This window comes from uncultured Fretibacterium sp. (assembly GCF_938040765.1).
In the GTDB taxonomy this organism is placed as follows: Bacteria; Synergistota; Synergistia; order Synergistales; family Aminobacteriaceae; genus CAJPSE01.
The window spans coordinates 1-16,105 of sequence record NZ_CALIAA010000092.1 but is presented as its reverse complement, the minus strand read 5'-3'; the positions used below and the strand labels follow the sequence as shown (position 1 = coordinate 16,105).

Here is a 16,105-nt window from a genome sequence, read left to right as displayed (position 1 = left end):
AAATGACTTTCATGAGTCCGCATGCGGCGGGTCCGCCGCGCCGCGGAGATTTTATGCAGGAGGTGGCGGGATGATCAATATCATCTGGTTCGGTTTATTGTTCATCGGCATCGTGGTGGGGATCGCGACCGGCAACGTCGAAGCCATTACGAAAGCGGCGATCGACAGCGCCAACACGGGAGTGGAGCTCTCCATCGGCCTGATCGGGGTGATGACCCTGTGGCTCGGCATGATGAAGATCGCGGAGGCCGCCGGCCTGGTGCGCAAGCTGGCCCTCATGCTCAAACCCCTGATGGTGCGTCTGTTCCCGGACGTTCCTCCCGACCATCCGGCCATGGGCTCCATCCTGATGAACCTGGCGGCCAACGTCTTCGGCTTGGGAAATGCGGCGACGCCCTTCGGCATTCGGGCGATGCAGGACCTTCAGGAGCTCAACACCACCGAGGACACCGCGACGGACTCCATGTGTACGTTCCTGGCGATCAACACCTCCTCGGTGACGCTGATCCCCGCGACGACGATCGCCTATCGGGTGGCGGCCGGGTCTTCCAATGCCGTCGAGATCATCGGCCCCACGATCGTAGCCACCCTCGTCTCCACGATCGTGGCGGTGATCGCCGCCAGGACGATGTCCCGGATGCGGCGCTTCCGTGTGAGCAAGCCGGACAAAATTTTCGACGAGGCGTTTTCGAATCCTGCGGCGGACGCCGAGTAGGGGGGAAGGACATGTTCGTCAATGTCGTCAATGCGATCTCGCTGTACGCCATTCCCGTCATTATCCTGGTTATCTGTACCTATGGCGTCGTTAAAAAGGTCAAGGTCTACGAGACCTTTACGGAGGGCGCCAAGGAGGGTTTCTACACGGGCGTCCGCATCATCCCCTTCCTCGTGGCGATGCTGGTCGCGATCGGCGTGTTCCGCGCCTCCGGGGCCATGGGGTATCTCGCGAAGCTGCTGGGGCCCCTGACGGAGCTGATCGGCATGCCGGCGGAGGTCCTGCCCATGGCGATCATGCGTCCCCTCTCCGGCGGCGGGGCCAACGGCATCATGAACGAGCTGTTCAAGGTTCACGGCCCGGATTCCCTGATCGGACGCATGGCCTCGATCATGTCCGGGGCGACGGACACGACGTTCTACGTCCTGGCCGTCTACTTCGGGGCCGTCGGCGTCCGCAGGACGCGCCACGCGCTTCCCTGCGGGCTCCTCGCCGATCTCGCCGGGATGCTGGCCGCCGTCTTCATCACCAACCTGATGTTCTGAGCCGGGAGCGCGAAAGAGGATGACGATGATCTATCCCGAGAAACTGCGGGAGGGTGGGACGGTCGCCCTCCTGGCGCCCTCGTCCCCGATCTCGGCGGAGGATGCCGCGGGGTGCCGGCGCTGCTTCGAGGAGCTTGGATACGGAGTGCGCGTGAGCGGGCTCGTCTCGGCGGCCCTGCACGGCTATGAGGCCGGGGAACCGGAGGCGCGTGCGGAGGAGCTGAACGCGGCCTTCGCCGACCCCGGCGTGAAGGCGATCTTCTGTCTCCGGGGCGGAAACTCCGCCTGCCGCGTGCTGGAGCATGTGGACCTGGATGCGGTTCGGGCCAACCCCAAGATCTTCGTCGGGTACAGCGACATCACTCCCTTTCACGTCCTGTTCAATCAAAGGGCGGACCTGATCACCTTTCACGGTCCCATGGTGAAGTCGAACATGCTCCGGGATTTCGACGCGTTCTCGCGTGCGAGCCTCGACGCGGCGCTGTCGATGGAGCCCGGCTCCGAGATGGAATTTCGCAACCCCGAGGGAAGCGCAATCGAGGAAGTTTGCGGGGGCGTCGCCGAGGGGCGTCTCGCCGGGGGCAACCTGGCGCTGCTGACCTCGCTCCTGGGGACGCCCTACGCGGTGGACACACGGGGAAAGATACTGCTGATCGAGGATGTGGGGGAGACCGTCCCCCGCGTGGCGCGGATGCTCCACCACCTGCGCCTCTCCGGGAAGTTCGAGGAGGCGGCGGGCGTGCTGATCGGGGACTTTACGGATTGCCCGAACACGGCGGAGCCGGCCTACGACGTGAAGGCCCTGATGCGCGACTTCTTCTCCGGCTTCGGGAAGCCCGTCCTTGCGGGGGTCCGGACCGGGCATGATTTTCCGATGGCGACGCTGCCCCTGGGGATGCGCTGCCGCGTCGATGCGGCGAGGGGAAGCATAAGGTTCTTCCGGGACTGAGGGACGAGAATCCTGCGGCCTCTGCTCCGAATGCCTGTGGCCCGTTGCACTGAAGGAAAGGATTGGGGCCTTTTTTCGCAGGTTTTCACTAGGGCGGCCTCTGAGGCGCCGGGCAAACCAAAAAGAGAGCGCAGGGTGCCGAAGTTCTCCCCTGTCCCGTTTTGGCTTGCCCTTTACCCGCCGCCTGGGGCTTCTTCCAATTCCAAATCACTTGTAGGCAAGGCGGCTTTTGCGAACCGTAGCGGATAAGCAGACCGCCAACGAGCGTAGCGAGTTGAGCGGGTCGCTTAGTTTCTTCACCAGGCGTACAGAAAAGTACGTCGAGCAAGGTGAGCAAAAACAACGCAGCATACGAACGATTTAGATATTGAAATTATTTCTTCGGCTCGGCGTCCTGATCCCCGAAGCCAACGGCCTTCAGCCAGTCCGTCGGATAGCCCAGGGGCTCCAGGGTATCGGAGGTGATCCGGTAGCCGTCGTTGTACTTGCCCACAAGGTTCCAGGCCAGCGCCCACCAATCCTTGTCCAGCTGCGTCATGTAATCGCCGACGTGCTTCGTGATCATCTCGGACGCCTTCTTGGGATCCTTCTTGTAGAGCTCGGCGGCCTTCTTCTCGAAGTCGGCCTGCTCCGCGAAGAACTTGCCCTCGAGGCGCTTCTGCTCGGCGCGGATGTCCCCGATCATCGCGGCGAAGTTGAGGTCCGCCCAGTTGCCCACGAAGTTGAACGCCCACCACGTGGACTTGGGGTCGAACTTGATGCGGTCGCCGGTGTTGTAGGACTCGGGGACCTTCTTCGTCCCCGCGTAGATGGGCACGTAGCACGTCGTGATGGGCTGGTCCTCTCCGAACCACGCCACGGCCGCCAGGGGCTCGGGCAGAGTATCGCGCACCTGGCCGACGAAGCTGTAGGAGCAGCGGAACAGGCTGATGGAACGGTTCCAGTCGTTGCCCTTGCGGTCCTCGGGCTTCATGTCCTTGGTAACGGCATAGCGCGTGGGGGTCCCGAACGGCCCTGCGGCCATGCCCTTGGTCATGTCGAAGCGCGTCCCCTCCAGGACGTCGCGGCAGAGCACCATGAGATCCTGGGGGGCAACCGGCTTGTCGGGCTTCTGGAACAGCGGGTACTGCTCGGCCGCATCCTCCGCCAGCTTCACGCTGGGGGACAGCAGGTTGTAGGCGCGCCACTCGCGGCGCTGCTGATAGTAGGGGGAGCCGTAGGGCTCGGGGTTGTAGAGCTTATGGAAGACGAAGGGCTCGCCCTCCTTCCACCAGCCCTGCTCCTCGGCGAAGGACTTGACGTTGGAGGAATACATGTAGTTGTCCTTGTCGTCGAAGTCGATCTCCGCGATGCGGGAGCGGTTGGAGCCCATCGCGTAGCTGTCGTCCGGGCAGCGCACCGCGGCCCAGACCGCGCCGGGCTTGCCAGACTCCGGCGTCCACAGGGGGCCGGGGCCCGTGATCTCGAACAGCCAGATCTCGTCCTTGTCGCCGACCGTAAGGGCCTCGCCGCCGTCGGCATAGCCGTACTTCTCCGCCAGCTCGCCCATGATCCTGATGACCTCGCGGGCCGTAGCCCCGCGCTGAAGGCCCAGGACCTGCAGCTGCTCGATCATGAAGATGGCGTTCTGGCACTCGTTCTCCTCACGGCCTCCCCACGTGTACTCGCCCATCACCACGGACTTCTCGTTCATGATAGGGTACCCCACGTGGAAGTAGGTGTAGGTCTTCTCGACCTGGGGGATCTCCCCCACCTTCTTCAGTTCCTTGCCCGGGCGGGTCTGATAGCAGATGTTGTGATAGACGGGGACCATCTCCCCCTTCTTGTGGCTGCCGCCGGGGATGACCTTCAGCCGATGGTCGTACCAGCCGTCGCAGGTGTAGGACACCAGCACGGACCCGTCGGCCGTCGCCTTCTTGCCCACCATCACCGACGTGCACGCCAGTGCCGCGCCGGCCATCGTCAGGCACAGCACCGCGCCCAGAACAAGAACCCTCCAACTCGACCTCATCAATTTTACCTCCCGTTCAATGTCGGCCCCGCTGCCTCACAGAAGCGGGGCCGCAATATGCTCAAGTTCCAACGCGTCCCCGCGCTCGCCGCAGGGCGCCCATCCCGGACCGGCCTGACTGCGGCCCTACTTCGGATCGTCGGGGTTGGACGTCGCTCCGTAGTTCACAGCCTTCAGCCAGGACTCCGGAAGCCCCGCGTTCTCCTGGTCGCCCTCCTCGGTCATGACGTAGCCGTCGCAGTACTTCCCGATCAGGCGCTCGGACAGTTTCCACCAATCCTTGGCGATCTTGTCCATGTTATCGGAGCAGTACTTCGTAAGGTACTCCGCGGCCTTCTTCGGGGACTGCTTGTAGAGCCCCTGGGCCTTCTCCTCGACGGACTTCTGGCTCGAGAACAGCGCGTTCTCGATGCGCTTCTGCTCCGCGTTGATGTCCTTGATCATGTAGTTGTACTTGAGGTTCGCCCAGTTCGAGACGAAGTTGAACGCCCACCAGGCGGAGCTGCGGTCGAAGACGTGCCGCTTGCCCTCGGAATAGGCCTTCGGCACGGAGGTCACGCCGCAGTAGATGGGCATGTACACCGACGTGGAGGCCATGTCCTCGCTGAACCAGAGGACGCCGCCGATCGGGTCCGGAAGCCAGCTGCGGGACTGGGAGACGAACGTGTAGGAGGCCCTGTAGACCGAGATGTTGCGCTCCCAGTAGACGGACTTCAGCCCCTCGGGACGCTGGTCCGCGTTCGCCCTGTAGTAGACCGGGCACTCGAACGGGCCGCCGGCCAGGGTCTTGCTGAGGTCATAGGGCGTCCCCTCGTAGGAATCCCGGTTCAGGCGAATGATGTCCTTCACGGAGAGCTTCTCGTCCGGCTTGACGAAGAGCGGGTAGATGCCCGCCGTGGGGCTCAGCTTCTGAGAGGGGGCGAAGAGGTCGAAGAAGCGCCACTCCCTGCGTCCGCAGATCGGGTAGTGCCTCTGAGAATCCGGGTCGTCATAGGCGAGGCGATAGACGAACGGCTCGCCCTCCTTCCACCAACCCTGTTCCTTGGCGAAGTCCCTGACGTTCTCGGAGTACATGAAGTTCTCCTTGTCGTCCCAGTCGATCTCGCCGATGCGGGCGCGGTTGGCGATGACGCTGATGCAGTCGTCGGGGATGCGGCGCGCCACCCAGTTGGCGCCCGGCTTGTCGCTCCCGGGCTTCCACAGCGGGCCGGGGCCGCAGATCTCGAACAGCCAGACCTCCTCGGGGTCCGCGATCGCCAGGGCCTCTCCGGAGTCCCCGTAGCCGTACTTCTCCGCCAGCTCGCCCATCAGCTTGATGGCCTCGCGGGCCGTCTTCGTCCTCTGGAGCGCCAGGACCTGAAGCTGCTCGATCACCATCCAGCCCGCGTCGCAGAAGGTCTCCTCCCGGCCTCCCCACGTGGACTCTCCGATCATGAGCTGATGCTCGTTCATGAAGGGATAGCCGACGTGGAAATAGGTGTAGGTGACCTCGGCCTGCGGGATCTCGCCCATCTTGATCAGGGGCTTCGTGGGCATCGTCTGGTAGCAGATGTTCTTCTCGATCGGGACCATCTCGCCCTTCTTGTGCTTTCCGCCCGGGACGATGCGTATCCTGTGGTCATACCACCCGTCGACGGTGTGGCTCACCATCGCGGAGCCGTCCACCGACGCCTTCTTGCCCACCATGGTGGTGGTGCAGGCCCAGGCGCTCCCGGCGACGAGCAGGACCCCTATTGCGCCGCAACGGACAACCAGTTTCTTCATCCTGCTGAACATAAAAAAACCTCCCTCATCAAACGCCCTTCCCTAAAAGACAGGGTAGGGAAAACGAAAAAACACACCGACCGACGCCCGACGGCGTCAGTCGAACGCCACCCGCTCCGCCGGGGCCTGAGACGGGTCATGGAAAAACGCCCCCACGGACTTCTCCTTCACCTCGGCGTAGCGTGGCACATCGGTGACGACCACGGCCCTGTCCGGATTCATCATCGAAAAGGTATCGACGCACTGGAGGAACGTCGAGAGATGGCGGCCGACCCGAACGTCGATGTGCCAGCCGTTCTCATCCATGGGCGCGTAGAGCAGCCCGTGCTTGCCCGCCTCCATGACGAACTCGTCCTTGCCCTCCAGCAGCAGCTTCTGGTCGGTGATGCCGCGGATGCGGTCCAGCATGGGCTCCGCGACCTCGAAAAGCAGGGACATCGCGGGCGTGTGGTCGCCGATCTCGCGGTGCGACAGGCCGTGCAGCGCCTTGGGGGAGAACTCCATGCCGATCGGGACCTCGAACTCCTGCGCCGTCAGGACCATCGAGGCCATGGTCGCGACCTCCTGGGCCTTCTCGTGGGCGACGATCGTGTTCTCGACGGGGTACTCCAGCTCCGCCTCGTGGAAGTCGATGGCCACGTCGACCTTCTGGGCGCGGATCATCTGCGCCAGGCCATAGGTCGTGCGCTCGACCAGCAGGCCGTTGGGACGCCCCGGCCAGCACCGGTTCAGGTTGCGGATGTCCATGTAGGCCAGCATCTGGCGGCTGGGGTAGTGCAGGTAGACCTCGGGGTCCGGCCAAGAGTCCAGGGGGCTCCCGGCGCGGTCGCCCAGGCGCCACGTCTTCTTGCCCCACGGAGTTTTGATGTCGTAGAGGCTGGGGTAGGCCTCCCCGTTTCGGGAGTACTGCGACCCGCTGGTGTTGGCCCGGGTCACGACGATCAGCCGCCCGGACTCCACGCGCGCGTTCTCGACCAGAACCTGCGCGGAGAGGTTCGAGGCCGGCTCCTCGGGGTGGGTCCCCCCGATCGCCAGCACGGTGCCGCCGGGCTTGCCGCTGTCGAGAATGTAGATGTTGCAGTCATTGACAGTCCCGGCCAGGGAGGGCTCGTACCGGCTGAGCTTCTGGACCTCGGTCACTCCGGGGCCCAGGACCACGGTCTCCTTGTAGTTCCGCATCCCGTAGAACTCGAGCGCGCCCCACCCCGCGGCCAGGGCGCAGACGACGAGCGCCAGAACCTTGATCGTGTTCGTCCCCGCCCCCGCTTTTCCGTCCATCTTCTCATCCATCCTGTCGTACTTCTTCTCCATCGTCATCGTCCCGGCCCCCTACTTGATGTGCAGGAAGCGCAGCACGAAGGGGATGAGGATCACCGCGTAGAGCACCGCTTCCTGGGCGCTCCGGGTCCTCCTGAAGTTCCACGCCAGGGCGCATGCGAAGAGCAGCGTCATGGCATAGTAGCCATAGTTGATCACCTGGTTGACAAAGATCATCAAAGCGTCGTTCATCGTTTCAAACCTCCAAATTCAAGCCCCGGGCGAACTGCGGCTACAGGGTCAGGAAGGCGAGCTGCTTGCTGTAGACCAGGAACAGCGTGCAGCAGATCGCGACGAACGCCATGGGCACGAGGCAGGCCACGACGAACTCGCCGAAATAGCGTCCCTTGTAGTTCAGCTCCATCACCGAGGCGCGCCCGACGACCGCCGTCGGGGGCAGGCAGTCCCCGATGGGCCAGAGCACCGACATCGCGGAGAGGGCGACGATGACATCCATGCCCTTCATGTTGAACAGCATGATCAGGGGCACGCCCAGCAGCGGAGCCACCGCGTACTGCAGGATGCCCTCCGATACGGGCAGGATGATGAAGAGCGTCGCGAAGAGCACCTCCAGGGGAAGGATCACCACGTGGAGCGAGATGACCCCGCGCGCACCGGAGAGCGCCAGCACCTGGATCAGCGCCCCGACGACGACCATGATCCCCACCAGCGGCAGCAGGTTGCGCACCGTCTGGGTCAGGATGTCCCACACGGCGAGCTTCACCGGGGAGAGCAGCCAGACGACGAACGCGGAGATCATGAAGATCATCGGCAGCCCCAGGATGGGGAAGTCGAAGGGCCGGACGCGCCCCGCCAGCAGAAGCGCGGCGAAGACCACGAACGGAGTCAGGACGCGCAGCCAGTTCATGCGCTCGGGCGGCTGGGGAAGGCGCTCCATGACGTTCTCGTCCACGGGGGCGCCGCCCCTCCCGGCCAGCCAGAACATGGAGAACAGGGCCCCGGAGATCGAGAGCACGGCCAGAGGGCCGTTGAAGCCGATATAGGGCATGTTGGCCCCCGCGGCGGCCATCATGGCCCAAAGGTTGATGGGAGGCGCAGCGGCGCTCATGGCGGCGGTCATGAAGATCGCCGCGGTTTTTCGGGTATCGTCCACCCCCATGGCGGTCAGCACGGAGCCGACCAGGGCGCCGACCGTCAGGACGCTCGTCGCCCCCGAGCCCGTCAGGGCGCCGGGGATCAGCATCACCAGGGTCAGCAGCAGAAGGCAGATGACCCGCTGCGTGCGGAACGCGCCGACGATGCGCCGGACGATGAAGGCCACTCCCCCCGACTCCTTGACCAGGGCCATGAAGAATGTGGCGCTGATGAAGATCAGACAGACGTCGAAATACGTGAAGGTCCCCTCGACGAGATGCCGTATGGGAACCTCTCCCGACCAGACCGCACCGTGGTAGGCGGCGGCGGCGATGGCCGAGGCCAGCATGGAAAGCTCCGTGGACAGCCGCAGCGCCTTCGCGATCAGAAAGACGGCAACGACAATCCCCAGAATGGTATAAGCATGATCGTACATCGGGTTCTCCCTTCCGAACAGGAAAAAGGGCGGACAGGAAAAAGGGGAACAGGGTTCCTTCGGCCCCCCTTCCCCTCGATTCTCTTCGCTTCCCTACTTCATCTCTGCGAGCTTTGCGCCGATGCCGAGGGCATCCTTGACGACAATCAGCTCCTTGCCCAGTTCCTTGGCGTAGTTCGTGAAGAACCCATCGCTGTCGCTGTCCTGAATCACCAGGATGACGTCGACCAGCGGCATGACCGCCTTGATCGTGGCCTCGTCGGAGGCGTCGGTACGCCGGGCCATGCCCTCGACGTGAGCGCCGATGACCAGGATACCCTTCGCCTTCGCCGCCTCGATCAGGGCCTTGCAGCGGGCAATCTCCTTCTCGACGTTGGTGCCGGCCGCCCCCATGCCCTTCATGCTCGTCCCCGTGGTCACGACGAGCGTCTTGCAGTCCTTGCCCCCGAGCTCCTCGGCGGTGATCGTCTTGCTGTCCTCGACCGGGGTGACCTTCGCCTGCATGGAGGACATTTTGACCATCATGGCCCCGGGGCTCTGGCCGCAGGTCGTCGCAATCATCGGAGTCTCCACCTTGGGCAGGTCCGCGGCAAAGCCGGAGGCGGACGTCAGGCAGAGGGCCAGGACCAGCAGAAACAAACCCTTACGATTCATTCACAAGATCTCCTTTCAAAATGTGGAACCAAGGATATTTATTTAAAACGACCGAACCCAAACACCCGAAAGGGCGCTAGCGGTTGTTCGTGTACTTCGCGATACTGGAGAAGTTGAGATCCCAGTAGGCCTTCTCGGCGCGGTCCATGCACTCGATGGTATACTTCGTCAGAAACTCCGACGCCTTCTCCGGGGACTCCTTATAGAGGTCGGCCGCCTGCTTCTCCACCTCGGCCTGTCTCTTGAAGAAGTCGTCCTCAATGGGGTTCCTCACGGCCTCGAGGTCCTTGATGGCCTCCTGGTAACGCCAGTTCACCACGTCGTCCTGGAGCATGAAGGCCCACTGAGCGCAGTCCAAACTCAGCTTGTCGCGGTCGAAATTGGACTTCCAGCTCTCCTTCGTGTCGCGGGTTCCGGTGTAGACAGGCACGTAGAGGGTATGGGCCGGGTTGTCGTACCCGAACCACATCACGCCGCCCACCGGCTCCGGCAGGTCCTTCCGCATCTGGGAGACCCAGCTATAGGCACAGGCGTTGGTCGCGATGCTTCGGGAGTAGGGGATCTTCAGCAAGTTGCGCTGCAGGCGGGTGGGGAAAGGGGTCGTCAGCGGGCTGAGCTCCGCAGCGCCATCCTTGCCCTCCACGATCCAGGCGGGGTCCAGCGTCATATCGAAGGGGCTACCCTGGTGGTAGCTGCGGATGAAACCCATGATGTCGCGGACGGAAAGCTTCTTCTCCGGCTTGATGGAGAAGGGGTAGGCGTTGACGGGCGCGTAGGGGTCCCACTCGCGGCTCGGCGCGAGGGCCTTGTGGATCGTGTAGAGGCGGTTGCGGATCCAGAGGGAGCTCAGGGCCCAGTTGTCGTTGCCCGTAGCGGGGGAGTAGGCGGCCTGAAAGTCGAAGGGCTGGCCGCTGTCGGGATCGTAGAGCTTGTTGTCGATGGCGTGCTGCATGTAATTGTCCGAAACGATGAAGTTCTTCGTATCCTTGGGGTCGATGAAGCGGATGCGCGCGATGTTGGGGACGACCACAACCTCGTCGTCCGGCACACGCTGGGCTGCCCACACGGAACCCGGCTTGCCGCTCTCCTGCGTCCAGCCGAAGCCCGTGCTGAACACGTGGAATATCCAGGCCTCGTCCGGGTCGGTGATGGTGAGACATTCACCCTCAGTGCCGCAGGAGGGCATGAACCCGTACTTCTGCGAGAGCTCGCCGATGACCTGAATGGCCTCCCGCGCCGTCCTGGCGCGCTGCAGCGCGAGGACCTCCAGCTGCTCGATGGCCAAGAGCGCCTTGCCGCCGGGCACGGTCTTCAGGATCTCCTTCTGGCCGATCGTGGTCTCCCCGATGGCGACGCGGTGCTCGTTCATCGCGGGGTATCCGACGTGGAAGTAGCCGTAGGTCTCAGCGACTTGGGGGATCTCCCCCACTTTGACCCAGCCGCCCGGCTCCTCGCCGACGATGTTGCGGTAGACGTCCATGCTGGTCCCCGCAGGGTACTTCTGGCCGGGGATGAAGCGGATCTGGGCATCGTAGTAGGCCCCGTCCGCCGTATGGCAGGTCATGACGGATCCGTCGACGGACGCATCCCTGCCTACCACCACGTCGGTACAGGCCAGTGCAGCGGAAAACGACAGCAAACACAACGCCGAACACAGAAACGTGCGGAACAAGCTACGTCTGGAACGAAACATGCCAAAGATCTCCTTTTCTGAGTCATACGATGGAAAAGAAAATGATCGCCGCCGGGAACCGGTCGGCCCGACCGCCCTTCGTCCGTGTCTCCCGATCCCCTTCATTATATCAGTTATATCAGCCTTGTTCCGACACTTCATATCTCCAAGGAAGCGCTGAACAAAGGAAAAAGAATACGTAAATTTTTCTCGTTATGTCAAAATTGTCAAATAACAATCGAACACTCGACGGTCCTCGGTCATTCCCCTTCCCAGGTCCAGCGGCGGTGCGTCGCCATGACCAGAGCGAACAGCGCCAACCCGAGGATCGACGCCATGGCGGAGCCGCGTGCGGCGAACTCCGGCCTTCGCTCCTCCCAGCCTATCCCCTCCGCCTCCGCCAGGACGCGCAGGTTCAGGAGATACAGGACGGGACGGCCCGCCCTCAGGGCCATGCCGATCACCCCGTTTCCGGCGTGAGGCCCTTCCCCCGGCGCGAGCACCCCCGGCACGAGGCTCATCGCCGCGGGGTCCGTCCCGATGTTGCCCTCCGCCCCGCCAACGCTGACGACCAGCTTCGCGGGGGCCTCCGAACCGTCCCCGTCGATCAGGCGCATCTTGCGGTCGATCGCCTCGTCCAGCGTCGCGTTGCGGAACAGCTCCACGCCGTCCGAGCAGGCCGCCTCCGCCAGCAGCACCCTGGCCTCCTCCGGCATCCCGAGGCCGTTCTCCTCCTCGCCGCCCAGGGTGTAGAAGGCGGGCTTCGCATCGAGCCCAAGGAAACCGCCCCGCCGCAGTATCCCGGCAAGGACGGGCCAGGGGGCCTCCGGTCGGTTGGCCCCCCAGGTGGACGAGCCCAGCGAGACGGCGAGGCCGACGCGCAGTCCGCGCGCCTCCGCCGCCGCCAGCACGGAGTAGAGCAGCCCCGGAAAGGACGACGAGGCCAGGACCACGATGCGGTCCCCCTCCTTCAGCCCCTGAGCGTCGAACCAGCGCAGGGCCCGGACGGCCCACAGGGGGTCCGTGGCGCATCGCTTGGCCTCCAGGGAGCCGAGCGTGGTCGTCGTCACACTCCACTCGACGCCGATGAAGCCGCTTCGATACGGGTCGGGCCCTACATCCGGGGAGATCCCCCCCTGCTCCAACGCGTCCCACAAAAACGCCTGAGCGAACTCCACCTTATGATAAAGTCGGGACTCCTCCGCGCTCAGCGGCGTCTTCTGCGCGCTCTGCACGGCCCAGAGGGCGCACAGCGCCGCGGTCAGGAGCATGAGCCGCGCCGGGGCCCCCGGGCCGAGGAGCGTCCCGAGCCGCCAAAACCGCCTCATCCCGTCACACCCCGGATCAAGCCTGCAGCAAGCACCGCCGCGACGGTGCAGGACAGCGCGCCGCAGAGGGTCATCGCCGCACCCTGCCGTTCCGCGTCCGCGGCGATGAGCCCCGGAACGACCCAACCGATCCCGAGCGACGGGGGGACGAACGGTGCCAAAGCGAGGCGCACGGCCAGCGCCAGCAGCATGGCGGCCCCCGCCCGCTCGCGCCCGTACAGCCCGAGGAAGCGGGCCAGCAGGCCCAGAGGAGCGGCAAGGAGAACGCCCAGCAGCAGGGCCAGCCCGACGCGGTGCGGCGAGGCGGCATGAAGGGCCAGCAGCCCCGGCGTGATCAACCCGCCGCAGCCCCAGCCCGTCCGCCGGCCCCAGACCAGCCCGAACAGGACTCCGAGCCCGACGACGAGCCCCTCCCGGAGGACCAGGGATGCGGCCGGGGCCGGGACAAGGAACAACTCGTTCATGACAGCCTCACATCCTCACATCGGGCCAGAAACTCCAGCGGCCACCCGGCGACGTTGCCGCAGGCGAAGACCCGGCCGCGCCCCCGGCGCCACGCCTCGAACGACGTCGCGTCCCTGATGCCGTCCTCCCAGCTCAGACGCGCGAACGGGGCGAAGGGGAGCGTGAAGAAAGGGCCCCTCGTCCGGGTGAAGACGGTCCGTCTCCAGGGCCGTGACGCTATCCAAGGCAGGAAGCCGCGCAGCCGCTCGGGACGGTCCGGGCGGTGGTGGTACAGCAGCGTCGTCTCCGAAGGGTTCCAGCCCGTCTCCCCGAAAAGGCGCCCGGTGCTCTCCGCCTCGTTGGCGGAGAAGGCCGCGGCCAGCAGGTCCTCCCCCTCCCCCAGCACCCGGAAGTCCGCGATGTCGGGGGACAGGGCCGCCATCTCCAGCCGCGCGGCGGAGAGCCGTTCCGCGGGGATCCCGCAGAGCGAGAGCGCGTGGAGCGCGAGAGCCAGGTTCGCCTCACGGTGCGAGGCCGGCGTTTCCGGTCCGGACAGGATGTGCAGCGGACAGCCGCGCTCACGCAGAAGGCTCGTCAGCCCCGGATGAGCGGTCTCCGGTCCGCCAGCCACCGGGACGCCGCGCGGCACCCCTTTCGTCAGGGCGCGCGCCGCCCCCTCGATGCCCGGCCCCCAGGCCTCCGCATGGTCGGACCGCAGCGTCGTCCACACCACCAGAGTCGGACGCAGCCAGGCTCCCGCAGCCTCCTGAAGCTCCGGGGCGACGGCGCTGTTCTCCATGACGACGGCATCCGTGCCCCGCGGGACCTGCGCGAGCCACCAGCGCATCTCCCGGACGTGAGCCGGCGCGGCGCGGCGGATCGTCCGGCAGCCCGATGGGGACAGTTCGCGCGGGAGGACCCCCGTGATGCGCGCACAGGACCTGAGGCCACACGCAAGGAGCCCCGCGTGCAGCAGGCGAACGAGACTGCTCTTGCCCCGCGTCCCCGTGACGAGGACGCGCAAAGGAACGGAACTGGGATCGAACGACGCGGACAATGAACAGCCTCCCCATCCTGATTGCCGTAGGCGCGGGCACGAACGGCCCCGAAACACCCGTTCATTGTACTCCGTTTTCGAAAAGAGAGCCGTAACGGCTCGAAAAAGTTTCGGCGCCGGGGAGTTTTACGGACGGCGCGGAGAGCGGCTTTATGCTATGCTTTTGACACATTTTGAAGGGCAAGGAGTGTTATTCATGATCATCAACGTGAACGAATTGGCGTCTCTGTTCTCGGACATCGGCAGCTGGATCGGCATTCTGCTCATCGTGCTGCTGATCCTGTCCTCGTCCGTCAGGATCGTGCCGGAGTACAAGCGGTTGGTCATCTTCCGGCTCGGACGGCTGGCCGGCAGCCGCGGGCCCGGCATCGTCTTCCTCATCCCGGTCATCGACCGCCCCGTAAGCGTGGACCTGCGCATCCTGACCATGGACGTTCCCGTCCAGGAGGTCATCACCAAGGACAACGTGCCCATCAAGGTCAACGCGGTCGTCTACTTCCGGGTCCTGGACCCGTCCCACTCCGTCGTCGAGGTCGAGAACTACGTTCTGGCCACCAGCCAGCTGGCCCAGACCACGCTGCGTTCCGTCGTCGGGTCCGTGGAGCTGGACGAGGTGCTCTCCTCCCGCGAGAAGATCAACCACGAGCTCCAGAAGATCATCGACGAGCGCACCGACCCGTGGGGCATCAAGGTGAGCGCCGTCGAGGTCAAGGAGCTGGAGCTGCCCGAGGGCATGAAGCGCGCCATGGCCCGCCAGGCGGAGGCCGAGCGCGAGCGGCGCGCCAAGATCATCGCCGCCGAGGGCGAGCTCCAGGCCGCCACGAAGCTCTCCGAGGCCGCCAAGCAGATGGAGGTCTCGCCCGTGACCCTGCAGCTCCGCTACCTCCAGACCATCCGGGAGATCGGCGCCGAGAAGAGCTCGACCACGTTCTTCCCCATCCCCATCGACCTGGTGCGTCCGTTCGTCGAACGGGCCTTCGGCGGCACCCAGGAGAAGCGCTCCCCGGAAGCGCCGCGCGGCGACGCCTGATGTGTCCGAGCGAAGACCCCCTGACCATGAAATAGCGTATCGACGGCCGGACCGTCAGCGAATCCCTGAAGGCGAGATCTGCCGCAAACCTGCGGTCCGGTTGTTTTTACCAAATGTCGAATGAATGGAGGAGTCTTTTACGGGGCTGGATTCTCAAGCCAAGCCCTAAAATATTTCTGTTCCTTCTCTTTATTGCTCTTTCCCATAACAATCACCTCTTCTCGTCTTCTTTAATGACTTTCAGGTACCCCGCCTTGAAATCGTCTGTCTTGTAATTTCCTATATGCTTCGCCTTTGACGTCGTGACATTGAGAATGCCGCCCTTCACCTCAGACGTCACTCCCGGAAACCGGAAGCAGACTTCTTCGGGGAGGGGAATCCAGTTCCCCTCCTTGTCAAACAACCCCGCTTTCTTCTTTCTAAGGTTTTGCACAGCCAGATACCCCTCGCTGTACAACCCGTATGGATTGGCATCGAACGTAAAGAGGAGCTTACCCTCCGTATCGATGACGCCATAACCGGAGTACCAATCTGAACTGCCCCATTTCGGGGGCATCAGGACAATCGCCCTTCCCTCGGAAAAGCAGTAGCAATAGGGAAGGCTTCCCGATCCAAGATAATCCGAATCGCCATCTACAGGAATCCCCAGGAACTGAAAGTCGATGACGATGTCTCCGCTCAGGTTGACGAACCCCACCTTGCCGTCCTTTTGAAGACCGATTAAGGGGTCCTCCCCGCAGTACAGGCGCTCGTACTTCGGCTCCGCAACCCATTCCCCACGCTCGTTGAGAAGGCCTCGCATCTGCCCTGTCTTCACAGCCTGCAAGTTATATTGAGGATAAAAAGGGGCTGTATCCAAAGAAGGAATATCAAACACAAAATCGACAACGGTCTCGCCTTTTTTGTTGATGAAACCGTATTTTCCGTCCTTGCCGACGCCCCCCAGGTCCCCGACAAAGCCTCCGGCCCACTCGTACTGGAAGGGAATTGCAAGGTTTCCTTCCGTGTCAATAAAACCGTATCTATCGTTTTTTCGTACAGCGGCCAAGCCGCTGGAAAAGTAACCTACAGCGTCATATTCAGAGGTA

At 63.9% G+C, this 16,105-nt stretch carries 15 protein-coding genes; 4 read left to right on the top strand and 11 right to left on the bottom strand.

Features of this window, described 5'->3' with window-relative positions:
- Positions 1-70: 70 nt before the first annotated feature.
- From Q0176_RS03510 to Q0176_RS03500, 3 genes are read left to right on the top strand one after another with little or no spacing between them, the layout of a single operon-like run.
- Positions 71-715, top strand: coding sequence for a nucleoside recognition domain-containing protein (locus Q0176_RS03510; RefSeq protein WP_299299279.1), 645 nt, complete (start codon positions 71-73; stop codon positions 713-715).
- 11 nt (positions 716-726) lie between these two features.
- Entirely contained in the window at positions 727-1,260 is a 534-nt protein-coding gene (locus Q0176_RS03505) for a spore maturation protein (protein ID WP_299299277.1), read from the top strand.
- A 19-nt stretch (positions 1,261-1,279) separates the two neighbouring features.
- Positions 1,280-2,209, top strand: a complete 930-nt coding sequence (locus Q0176_RS03500) for an LD-carboxypeptidase (RefSeq protein ID WP_299299275.1) — start codon at positions 1,280-1,282, stop codon at positions 2,207-2,209.
- Positions 2,210-2,582: 373 nt separating this feature from the next.
- On the opposite strand, the gene Q0176_RS03495 is transcribed toward Q0176_RS03500, so the two are convergent.
- The 10 genes from Q0176_RS03495 to Q0176_RS03450 form a co-directional block, all read right to left on the bottom strand.
- Positions 2,583-4,220 carry a C69 family dipeptidase gene (locus tag Q0176_RS03495; RefSeq protein WP_299299273.1) on the bottom strand — a complete coding sequence of 546 codons (1,638 nt, stop codon included), beginning with the start codon at positions 4,218-4,220 and terminating at the stop codon, positions 2,583-2,585.
- Positions 4,221-4,346: 126 nt separating this feature from the next.
- Entirely contained in the window at positions 4,347-5,996 is a 1,650-nt protein-coding gene (locus Q0176_RS03490) for a C69 family dipeptidase (RefSeq protein ID WP_299299271.1), read from the bottom strand.
- Positions 5,997-6,080: 84 nt separating this feature from the next.
- Positions 6,081-7,295 (bottom strand): succinylglutamate desuccinylase/aspartoacylase family protein, encoded by a 1,215-nt coding sequence (locus Q0176_RS03485; RefSeq protein ID WP_299299281.1) that lies wholly within the window; start codon positions 7,293-7,295, stop codon positions 6,081-6,083.
- 18 nt (positions 7,296-7,313) lie between these two features.
- Positions 7,314-7,493, bottom strand: coding sequence for a hypothetical protein (locus tag Q0176_RS03480; protein WP_299299268.1), 180 nt, complete (start codon positions 7,491-7,493; stop codon positions 7,314-7,316).
- A gap of 40 nt (positions 7,494-7,533) precedes the next feature.
- On the bottom strand, positions 7,534-8,832 hold the full coding sequence (locus Q0176_RS03475; protein ID WP_299299266.1) for a C4-dicarboxylate ABC transporter: 1,299 nt from the start codon (positions 8,830-8,832) through the stop codon (positions 7,534-7,536).
- 93 nt (positions 8,833-8,925) lie between these two features.
- Positions 8,926-9,486 (bottom strand): DUF6305 family protein, encoded by a 561-nt coding sequence (locus Q0176_RS03470; RefSeq protein ID WP_299299264.1) that lies wholly within the window; start codon positions 9,484-9,486, stop codon positions 8,926-8,928.
- Positions 9,487-9,562: 76 nt separating this feature from the next.
- On the bottom strand, positions 9,563-11,179 hold the full coding sequence (locus Q0176_RS03465; RefSeq protein WP_299299262.1) for a C69 family dipeptidase: 1,617 nt from the start codon (positions 11,177-11,179) through the stop codon (positions 9,563-9,565).
- 239 nt (positions 11,180-11,418) lie between these two features.
- Positions 11,419-12,486 (bottom strand): poly-gamma-glutamate system protein, encoded by a 1,068-nt coding sequence (pgsW, locus tag Q0176_RS03460; RefSeq protein ID WP_299299260.1) that lies wholly within the window; start codon positions 12,484-12,486, stop codon positions 11,419-11,421.
- Positions 12,483-12,950, bottom strand: coding sequence for a poly-gamma-glutamate biosynthesis protein PgsC/CapC (locus Q0176_RS03455; protein WP_299299258.1), 468 nt, complete (start codon positions 12,948-12,950; stop codon positions 12,483-12,485). Before Q0176_RS03455 ends, pgsW begins: the two co-directional genes overlap by 4 nt.
- Positions 12,947-13,987, bottom strand: coding sequence for a Mur ligase family protein (locus Q0176_RS03450; RefSeq protein ID WP_299299256.1), 1,041 nt, complete (start codon positions 13,985-13,987; stop codon positions 12,947-12,949). The genes Q0176_RS03455 and Q0176_RS03450 overlap by 4 nt, the downstream gene beginning before the upstream one ends.
- A 196-nt stretch (positions 13,988-14,183) precedes the next feature.
- Between Q0176_RS03450 and Q0176_RS03445 the strand changes: the two genes are divergently transcribed.
- Positions 14,184-15,017: a slipin family protein gene (locus Q0176_RS03445; protein WP_299299254.1), complete on the top strand. Its 834-nt coding sequence runs from the start codon at positions 14,184-14,186 to the stop codon at positions 15,015-15,017.
- A 211-nt stretch (positions 15,018-15,228) separates the two neighbouring features.
- Here Q0176_RS03445 and Q0176_RS03440 read toward each other — a convergent pair.
- Positions 15,229-16,105: WG repeat-containing protein (locus Q0176_RS03440; protein ID WP_299299252.1), on the bottom strand; the 877-nt coding region annotated here is incomplete at its 5' end.

Excerpts from the sequence above, each read along its gene's own strand:
- Q0176_RS03470 (WP_299299264.1), bottom strand. The coding sequence starts at position 9,486 with ATGAATCGTAAGGGTTTGTTTCTGCTGGTCCTGGCCCTCTGCCTGACG.
- pgsW (WP_299299260.1), bottom strand. The coding sequence starts at position 12,486 with ATGAGGCGGTTTTGGCGGCTCGGGACGCTCCTCGGCCCGGGGGCCCCG.
- Q0176_RS03445 (WP_299299254.1), top strand. The coding sequence starts at position 14,184 with ATGATCATCAACGTGAACGAATTGGCGTCTCTGTTCTCGGACATCGGC.
- Q0176_RS03510 (WP_299299279.1), top strand. The coding sequence starts at position 71 with ATGATCAATATCATCTGGTTCGGTTTATTGTTCATCGGCATCGTGGTG.
- Q0176_RS03465 (WP_299299262.1), bottom strand. The coding sequence starts at position 11,179 with ATGTTTCGTTCCAGACGTAGCTTGTTCCGCACGTTTCTGTGTTCGGCG.
- Q0176_RS03485 (WP_299299281.1), bottom strand. The coding sequence starts at position 7,295 with ATGGAGAAGAAGTACGACAGGATGGATGAGAAGATGGACGGAAAAGCG.
- Q0176_RS03495 (WP_299299273.1), bottom strand. The coding sequence starts at position 4,220 with ATGAGGTCGAGTTGGAGGGTTCTTGTTCTGGGCGCGGTGCTGTGCCTG.
- Q0176_RS03500 (WP_299299275.1), top strand. The coding sequence starts at position 1,280 with ATGACGATGATCTATCCCGAGAAACTGCGGGAGGGTGGGACGGTCGCC.
- Q0176_RS03475 (WP_299299266.1), bottom strand. The coding sequence starts at position 8,832 with ATGTACGATCATGCTTATACCATTCTGGGGATTGTCGTTGCCGTCTTT.
- Q0176_RS03490 (WP_299299271.1), bottom strand. The coding sequence starts at position 5,996 with ATGTTCAGCAGGATGAAGAAACTGGTTGTCCGTTGCGGCGCAATAGGG.
- Q0176_RS03455 (WP_299299258.1), bottom strand. The coding sequence starts at position 12,950 with ATGAACGAGTTGTTCCTTGTCCCGGCCCCGGCCGCATCCCTGGTCCTC.
- Q0176_RS03505 (WP_299299277.1), top strand. The coding sequence starts at position 727 with ATGTTCGTCAATGTCGTCAATGCGATCTCGCTGTACGCCATTCCCGTC.
- Q0176_RS03480 (WP_299299268.1), bottom strand. The coding sequence starts at position 7,493 with ATGAACGACGCTTTGATGATCTTTGTCAACCAGGTGATCAACTATGGC.